Raw genomic sequence first — 7,330 nt, 5'->3', positions numbered from 1 at the left:
CAGCGCAAGGTGCTTATCCACATCAACAACACCAACCCGATTCTCGACGAGGATTCGCCGCAGCGCGCGGAACTGGAGCGGCGCCAGGTTGAAGTGGCGTATGACGGCATGAGTATTGTGTTGTAGGTCATCGAGACCGCTGCGCGGTCTATCGCCAGCAGGCTGGCTCCCACAGGGGAATGCGACCCACTGTGGGAGCCAGCCTGCTGGCGATGAGGCCGGTCCAGACACCGAAGAATCCACCGGTTGCACCCGGAGAAAGCAATGACCGATACCCCCATGTCCCCCGCCGAATTCGAAGCCGCCCTGCGCGCCAAGGGCGCCTACTACCACATCCATCACCCGTATCACGTGGCGATGTACCAAGGCCGGGCGACCCGCGAGCAGATCCAGGGCTGGGTCGCCAACCGCTTTTACTATCAGGTGAACATCCCCCTGAAAGACGCCGCCATCCTCGCCAATTGCCCGGACCGCGAGATCCGCCGCGAATGGATTCAACGCCTGCTCGACCATGACGGTGCCCCCGGCGAAGACGGCGGCATCGAAGCCTGGCTGCGCCTGGGCCAGGCGGTGGGCCTGGACCCGGACCAATTGCGCTCCCAGGAACTGGTGCTGCCCGGCGTGCGCTTCGCCGTCGACGCCTATGTCAACTTCGCCCGCCGCGCCAGTTGGCAGGAAGCCGCCAGCAGCTCGCTGACCGAACTGTTCGCCCCGCAGATCCACCAGTCGCGCCTGGACAGCTGGCCGCAGCACTACCCGTGGATCGACCCCGCCGGCTACGCATATTTCCGCACGCGCCTGGGCCAGGCGCGACGCGATGTCGAGCACGGCCTGGCCATCACCCTCGAGCACTACACGACCCGGGAAGGCCAGGAGCGCATGCTGGAAATTCTCCAGTTCAAACTGGACATTCTTTGGAGCATGCTCGACGCCATGAGCATGGCCTACGAACTCCATCGCCCGCCGTATCACAGCGTGACCGAACAACGGGTCTGGCATAAAGGAATCACCCTATGAGTTTCGATCGCAGCAAGACCCCGACCTGGCGCTCTGGCTACCGTTTCCAGTACGAACCGGCGCAGAAAGGCCACGTGCTGCTGTATCCCGAAGGCATGATTAAACTCAATGAAAGCGCCGCGCTGATTGGCGGTTTGATCGATGGCGAGCGTGATGTCGCCGCGATTATCAATGAGCTCGACCGGCAGTTCCCCGGCGTCCCTGAGCTTGGTGACGACATCGAGCAATTCATGGAGGTTGCCCGTGCGCAGCACTGGATCGAACTTGCCTGATTCATCAGGGCAAGTCCCGCCCACACCCGAGATCGGCCTGCCGCTGTGGTTGCTGGCCGAGCTGACTTACCGCTGCCCGCTGCAATGCCCGTACTGCTCCAATCCGCTGGACTTTGCCGAGCAGGGCAAGGAATTGAGCACCGAACAGTGGATCAAGGTGTTCCGCGAGGCGCGCGAAATGGGCGCGGCGCAGTTGGGCTTTTCCGGCGGTGAGCCGTTGGTGCGCCAGGACCTTGCCGAGCTGATTGCCGAGGCGCGCCAGCTGGGTTTCTACACCAACCTGATCACCTCCGGTATCGGCCTGACCGAGCAGAAAATCAGCGACTTCAAGCAAGCCGGCCTCGACCACATCCAGATCAGTTTCCAGGCCAGCGACGAGCAGGTGAACAACCTGCTGGCGGGCTCGAAAAAGGCCTTCGCGCAAAAGCTGGAAATGGCCCGCGCCGTGAAAGCCCACGGCTACCCGATGGTGCTGAACTTCGTGACCCATCGGCACAACATCGACAAGATCGACCGCATCATCGAGCTGTGCATCGCCCTGGAAGCCGACTTCGTCGAGCTCGCCACCTGCCAGTTCTACGGCTGGGCGCAGCTCAACCGGGTGGGGCTGCTGCCGACCCGGGAACAGCTGGTTCGTGCAGAGCGCATCACCAACGAATACCGCGCCAAGCTGGAAGCCGAAGGGCATCCGTGCAAGCTGATTTTCGTCACGCCGGACTACTACGAAGAACGCCCGAAAGCCTGCATGAACGGCTGGGGCAGCATCTTCCTGACAGTCACACCGGACGGCACCGCGCTGCCCTGCCACGGCGCCCGCCAGCTGCCGGTGCAGTTTCCCAACGTACGCGACCACAGCATGCAGCACATCTGGTACGACTCGTTCGGCTTCAACCGCTTTCGCGGCTACGCCTGGATGCCCGAGCCGTGCCGCTCCTGCGACGAGAAGGAAAAGGACTTCGGCGGCTGTCGCTGCCAGGCGTTCATGCTTACGGGGGATGCGAGCAACGCCGACCCGGTGTGCAGCAAGTCGCCTCATCACGGCGTGATCCTCAAGGCCCGCGAAGAGGCGGAGCACGCGACCCAGACCATTGAACAACTGGCCTTTCGCAATGAACGAAACTCACGGCTGATCGTCAAGGTCGGTTGAAGCCAATACTCAGGGCGACGGCAGGTACGCCATCGCCCGGGACTCGCCCATCAGCAGCGGCTGATTGAGCTCTGCGCAGGCGCGCAGGTAATCGGCGACCAGGGTGATGCGCTTGAGCTTGCGCAGATCCTCGCTGTAGTACATCCAGAATTGTCGGGTGACCTCTACCTGATCCGGCAGCACCTCACACAAGCGCGGATCGGGACCGGCGAGGAAGCAGGGCAGAATGGCCAGCGCACGCCCTTCCAAAGCCGCATGGTACTGGGAGACCACGCTGGTGCTGCGCAGGCGGCTGTGCGCGCCGGGCAACAGGTCGTTCAGGTAGAGCAGCTTGAAGCTGAAGGCCAGGTCCTCGACGTAGGTCACGAACGGGTGGCTCGCCAAATCCTCGCTTCGGGTAATCGGTGGATGATTGGCCAGGTACGCAGGTGTCGCGTAAAGGCGCAAGCGGTAGTCGCACAGGCGCGAGCACACATAGGGACCGCGCTCGGGACGCTCCAGGGTGATGGCAATGTCCGCCTCGCGCCGTGACAGGTTGATAAAGTGCGGGACCGGCAGGATGTCCACCGAGATGTGCGGATAGTGAATGATGAAATGGCTCATCTGCGTGGTGATGAAGCAGGAGCCGAAGGCCTCGGTACAGCCGATGCGCAAATGCCCGGCTAGCCCCCCGGTGGTTCCCGATACCTGCTCGCAGGCTGCCAACAGCGTACTTTCCAGCGCTTCAGCGTGACTGATCAGGCGCTGCCCCTCGACCGTCATGACAAAACCCGACGCTCGGGACTTCTCGAAAAGCAGTGCGCCAAGGCTTTGCTCAAGGGCGCGGATGCGCCTCGACACCGTGGTGTAGTCCACCCCCAGACGGCGTGCAGCGCCACTGGCGGTGCGCGCACGGGCGACCTCGAGGAAGAAGCGCATATCGTCCCAGTTCACCTGGTTTTGCGTTGTGCGATTTTGCATATTCATCAGGCTTTTCTGCCGATTCTTATTGGAAATTAGCCAACATATACTCGCATCCAGCCTGGTTTTACCAGCAACGTTTCGCAACCGGAAAGGCCCTTTTTTCAATCAGGGCTGACGGCCTGAATGCAGGGTAAAAAGCCTGTTTTCAAGGCGAAAAAAGGCAGCTGCGCGACAACGCAAAATGTCGCATTCGCACCCGCCGTGAACTCATGCGGCGGGCACCCTGTCGGCACCCGATGAGTGCCATCAACCTCCCCTCGCCTCCGGAAGATCGCCAGGGCAGCAACGACACCAGCAGCACTCAGGTGACGCTCCGCTTCGGAACGTCGCCCGGGTACCCGTACGCCCCTCAAAAGGCCGACATACAACAACAATTAAAAAAGCGGAGCCTCACCATGACGACTGACCATCCGAACCATGTCCAGATCTGCGCCCTGGTCAGGGCCAATCCCAACTTCCAGCGCCTCACCCGCCAACGTTCGCTGCTGGCCTGGTCACTGAGCGCCGCGGTCCTGGCCGTCTACTACAGCTTCATCATGGTGGTGGCCTTCGCACCTGCCTGGCTGCACCTGCCACTATACGACGGCAGTCACCTGAGCCTCGGCATCCCGATTGGCGTGGCGATAATCTTGCTGTCGTGGTTGCTGACCGCCTGGTATGTGCACACCGCCAATACCCGATTCGACGCGCTCAGCGCGCAGATCCTGCAGGAGACCCGCGCATGAAACGCCTAGCCGCCCTGCTCGCCCTCAGCCCCCTGCTGGCCAACGCCGCCCCCCTCACCACCGAGAAGCAACCGCTCAACGTGCATGCCATTGGCATGTTCTTCGTCTTCGTCCTCGCCACGTTGCTGATCACCTGGTGGGCGTCCCGCCGCACGCGTTCCGCTGCCGACTTCTACAGCGCCGGAGGCGGTATCACGGGTTTCCAGAATGGCCTGGCGATCGCCGGCGACTACATGTCTGCAGCCACGTTGCTGGGCCTCTCGAGCCTGGTGTTCACCAAGGGCTATGACGGTTTCATCTACATCATCGGCTTCTTCGTCGGCTGGCCCATCGTCACCTTCCTGATGGCCGAGCGCCTGCGCAACCTGGGCCGCTACACCTTCGCCGACATCGTCTCCCTGCGCCTGGATCAGACTCGCGTGCGCAGCTTCGCCGCTCTCGGTTCGCTGACGGTGGTGTGTTGCTACCTGGTGGTGCAGATGGTCGGCGCCGGCCAGCTGATCAAACTGCTGTTCGGCCTCGACTATCGCACGGCGGTGGTGGTGGTCGGCCTGCTGATGCTGGTCTACGTAATCTTCGGCGGCATGCTGGCGACCACCTGGGTGCAGATCACCAAGGCGGTCCTGCTGCTGGCGGGCGGCACGACCCTGATGCTGATGGCCCTGAGCCGCTTCGGCTTCAGCTTCGAGACGCTGTCGGCCCAGGCCGTGGCGGTGCACGCCAGCGGCGTGCAGATCATGGGCCCGGGCACCTTGCTGGCCGATCCGGTCAACGCGGTGTCACTGTCCCTGGGCCTCGTCTTCGGCATCGCCGGCCTGCCGCACATCCTGATGCGTTTCTTCACCGTGCCCAATGCCAAGGAGGCGCGCAAATCGGTGCTGTTCGCCACGGTGTTCATCGGTTTCTTCTTCCTCGTGGTCTGCATCCTGGGCTACACCGCCATCGTCATCGTCGGCACAGACCCGCAGTACTACGTCGACGGTAAGCTCGGCGGTGCGATGATCGGCGGCGGCAACATGGTGGCCATGCACCTGGCCAAGGCGGTGGGCGGCAACCTGTTTCTCGGATTCCTGTCCGCCGTTGCCTTCGCCACCATCCTGGCAGTGGTGGCCGGGCTGGCCCTGGCCGGCGCCTCGGCCATCTCCCACGACCTTTATGCCTCGGTCTTCAAGAAGGGCAAGGCCGACGAGAAGCAGGAAATGCGCGTGTCGCGCATCGCCACCATCGGCCTGGGCATTGTCGCGATCGCCCTGGGCATTCTGTTCGAAGGCCAGAACATCGCCTTCCTGGTCGGCCTGACGTTCGGCATTGCCGCCTCGGCAAACTTCCCGGTCTTGATCATGGCCATGTACTGGGGTGGCCTGACCACCCGTGGCGCCCTCTACGGCGGCTTGACCGGCCTGGTCAGCGCCCTGGCGCTGGTCATCGGTTCGCCGTCGGTGTGGGTCGGTGTACTGGGCCATGCCCAGGCGATCTTCCCCTACGACCAGCCGGCACTGTTCTCCATGCCATTGGCCTTCCTGGTCATAGTGGTCGTGTCCAGGCTGGACCGCAGCGAGCGCGCCGACCGTGAACGCGCGTCCTATGCCGATCAGTTCGTCCGCGCCCAGACCGGCCTGGGCGCTGCCATGGCCAGCAGTCACTGACGCTGCAGTTTTGCCGGGGCCAATGCCCCGGGCGCGAGTGCGCCCCTTGGCTTCGCGCTTTTTTACTCTCGCCCTGCGCCGTCCGGCCAGGGCTCCGTCAACCAGCCTTCCCTCCACTGGCACTGGCCAGTGCGGGATCGGCTTGTCCATAACAACAAGAGACAAACATGAAGCCGACCCTTTTCACTCTAGTCCTCGCCGGCAGCAGCCTTGCCACCCAGGCCCATGCGGACTTCGTCAAGGACAGCAAGGCCAGCCTGGAACTGCGCAACTTTTACTTCAACCGGGATTATCGCCAGGCAGGCGCCGCCCAATCCAAACAAGAGGAATGGGCCCAGGGCTTCCTGCTGCGCTATGAATCGGGCTTCACCGAAGGTTTGATCGGGGTCGGTTTCGACACCATCGGGCTGCTCGGCGTGAAGCTCGACTCCAGCCCTGACCGCGCAGGCTCCGGCTTGCTCAAACGCCATCGCGACACGAGCAAAGGTGCGCAGGACGAGTATGGCGAACTGGGCCTGACCGCCAAAGTGCGCGCCTCCAAAAGCACGCTGAAACTCGGCACGCTGCTGCCGAAACTGCCGACGGTACTGGCCAACGATTCACGGCTGTTGCCACAAACCTTCAAGGGCGGTCAGTTGACGTCGCTGGAACTCGAAGGCCTGACCGTGGATGCCGGACGACTGACGCAGGTCAACCAGCGCGACTCCTCGGACTACGAGGACATGGGCATCACCCGGACCGGCGCCAAGGGCATCACCACACGGCATGTCGACAGCGACAGCTTCGATTTCGCCAGCCTGAACTACAAATGGACCAGCAACCTTGCCACCGGCTACAGCTACGGTCACCTCGACAACTTCTACAGCCAGCACCTGGTCAACCTGACCTACGTGTTGCCAGTGACCACCGGCCAGTCGCTGAAGACGGATCTGCGCTTTGCCCGTTCAACGGATGATGGCGGCAGCAATGTCGACAACAACGCGATTGGCGCGATGTTCACCTATAACCTCGGCGGGCATGCGTTGGGCCTGGGTTATCAAGGCATGAGCGGCGACACCGGCTACGCTTACGTCAACGGCACCGACGCCTTCCTGGTGAACTTCGTGCAGATCGGCGACTTCGCCAGCAAGGACGAAAAGTCCTGGCAGGCTCGCTACGACTACAACTTTGCGGCCATTGGCGTACCGGGCCTGACATTCATGACGCGCTACCTTACCGGCGACAACATCGACCTGGGCGGCAACCGCCCGGAGGGCAAGGAATGGGAACGGGATACCGACATTGGCTATGTCGTGCAGAGCGGGCCGCTGAAAAATGTCGGGGTGAAATGGCGCAACGCGACGGTGCGTTCGAGCCATTTTGGCAGTGATCTGGATGAGAACCGCCTGATCCTCAGCTATACCCTGGCACTCTGGTAAATCCCCCCTGCTGATCGCTTAGGCATGGGGTTGTATAGAGATTGGGGGGGCATATCCATTGCTGCGGTAACGGCCACCTATGGTTTCGCCCTTACGGCGACTCCCTTTTTCAAACGCCAAAAAGGAAGCAAAAGGCTTTGCC

At 62.4% G+C, this 7,330-nt stretch carries 7 protein-coding genes and 1 pseudogene; 7 read left to right on the top strand and 1 reads right to left on the bottom strand.

Annotated features, from left to right (window positions below):
- The 4 genes and pseudogenes from PMI35_RS34180 to pqqE all read left to right on the top strand — a co-directional run.
- A pseudogene (locus PMI35_RS34180) lies at positions 1 to 126 on the top strand (pyrroloquinoline quinone biosynthesis protein PqqB); the annotation flags it as partial.
- A gap of 138 nt (positions 127 to 264) precedes the next feature.
- The gene (gene pqqC / locus PMI35_RS08085) at positions 265 to 1,017 is read left to right on the top strand and encodes a pyrroloquinoline-quinone synthase PqqC (protein ID WP_008063279.1); all 753 of its coding nucleotides are present in this window, start codon (positions 265 to 267) and stop codon (positions 1,015 to 1,017) included.
- Positions 1,014 to 1,289 carry a pyrroloquinoline quinone biosynthesis peptide chaperone PqqD gene (pqqD, locus tag PMI35_RS08090; RefSeq protein ID WP_008063277.1) on the top strand — a complete coding sequence of 92 codons (276 nt, stop codon included), beginning with the start codon at positions 1,014 to 1,016 and terminating at the stop codon, positions 1,287 to 1,289. The genes pqqC and pqqD overlap by 4 nt, the downstream gene beginning before the upstream one ends.
- The gene (gene pqqE, locus PMI35_RS08095; RefSeq protein ID WP_443217070.1) at positions 1,282 to 2,436 is read left to right on the top strand and encodes a pyrroloquinoline quinone biosynthesis protein PqqE; all 1,155 of its coding nucleotides are present in this window, start codon (positions 1,282 to 1,284) and stop codon (positions 2,434 to 2,436) included. The genes pqqD and pqqE overlap by 8 nt, the downstream gene beginning before the upstream one ends.
- A gap of 9 nt (positions 2,437 to 2,445) precedes the next feature.
- Here the strand turns inward: pqqE and PMI35_RS08100 are convergent, their stop codons facing one another.
- A complete protein-coding gene (locus PMI35_RS08100; protein WP_008063275.1) occupies positions 2,446 to 3,402 on the bottom strand; it encodes a LysR family transcriptional regulator in 957 nt (318 codons plus the stop codon).
- Positions 3,403 to 3,794: 392 nt separating this feature from the next.
- Here PMI35_RS08100 and PMI35_RS08105 point away from each other — a divergent pair, with 392 nt between their 5' ends.
- From PMI35_RS08105 to PMI35_RS08115, 3 genes are all read left to right on the top strand, one after another.
- On the top strand, positions 3,795 to 4,124 hold the full coding sequence (locus tag PMI35_RS08105) for a DUF485 domain-containing protein (RefSeq protein ID WP_008063274.1): 330 nt from the start codon (positions 3,795 to 3,797) through the stop codon (positions 4,122 to 4,124).
- A complete protein-coding gene (locus PMI35_RS08110) occupies positions 4,121 to 5,770 on the top strand; it encodes a cation acetate symporter (protein WP_008063273.1) in 1,650 nt (549 codons plus the stop codon). The genes PMI35_RS08105 and PMI35_RS08110 overlap by 4 nt, the downstream gene beginning before the upstream one ends.
- 167 nt (positions 5,771 to 5,937) lie before the next feature.
- Positions 5,938 to 7,188: an OprD family porin gene (locus tag PMI35_RS08115; RefSeq protein ID WP_008063272.1), complete on the top strand. Its 1,251-nt coding sequence runs from the start codon at positions 5,938 to 5,940 to the stop codon at positions 7,186 to 7,188.
- Positions 7,189 to 7,330: the final 142 nt, after the last annotated feature.

Origin of the sequence: Pseudomonas sp. GM78 (genome assembly GCF_000282475.1) — a bacterium.
Classification (GTDB): Bacteria; Pseudomonadota; Gammaproteobacteria; order Pseudomonadales; family Pseudomonadaceae; genus Aquipseudomonas.
Note: the sequence above shows the minus strand (reverse complement) of the source record. Positions and strands in the feature narration are given on the sequence as shown.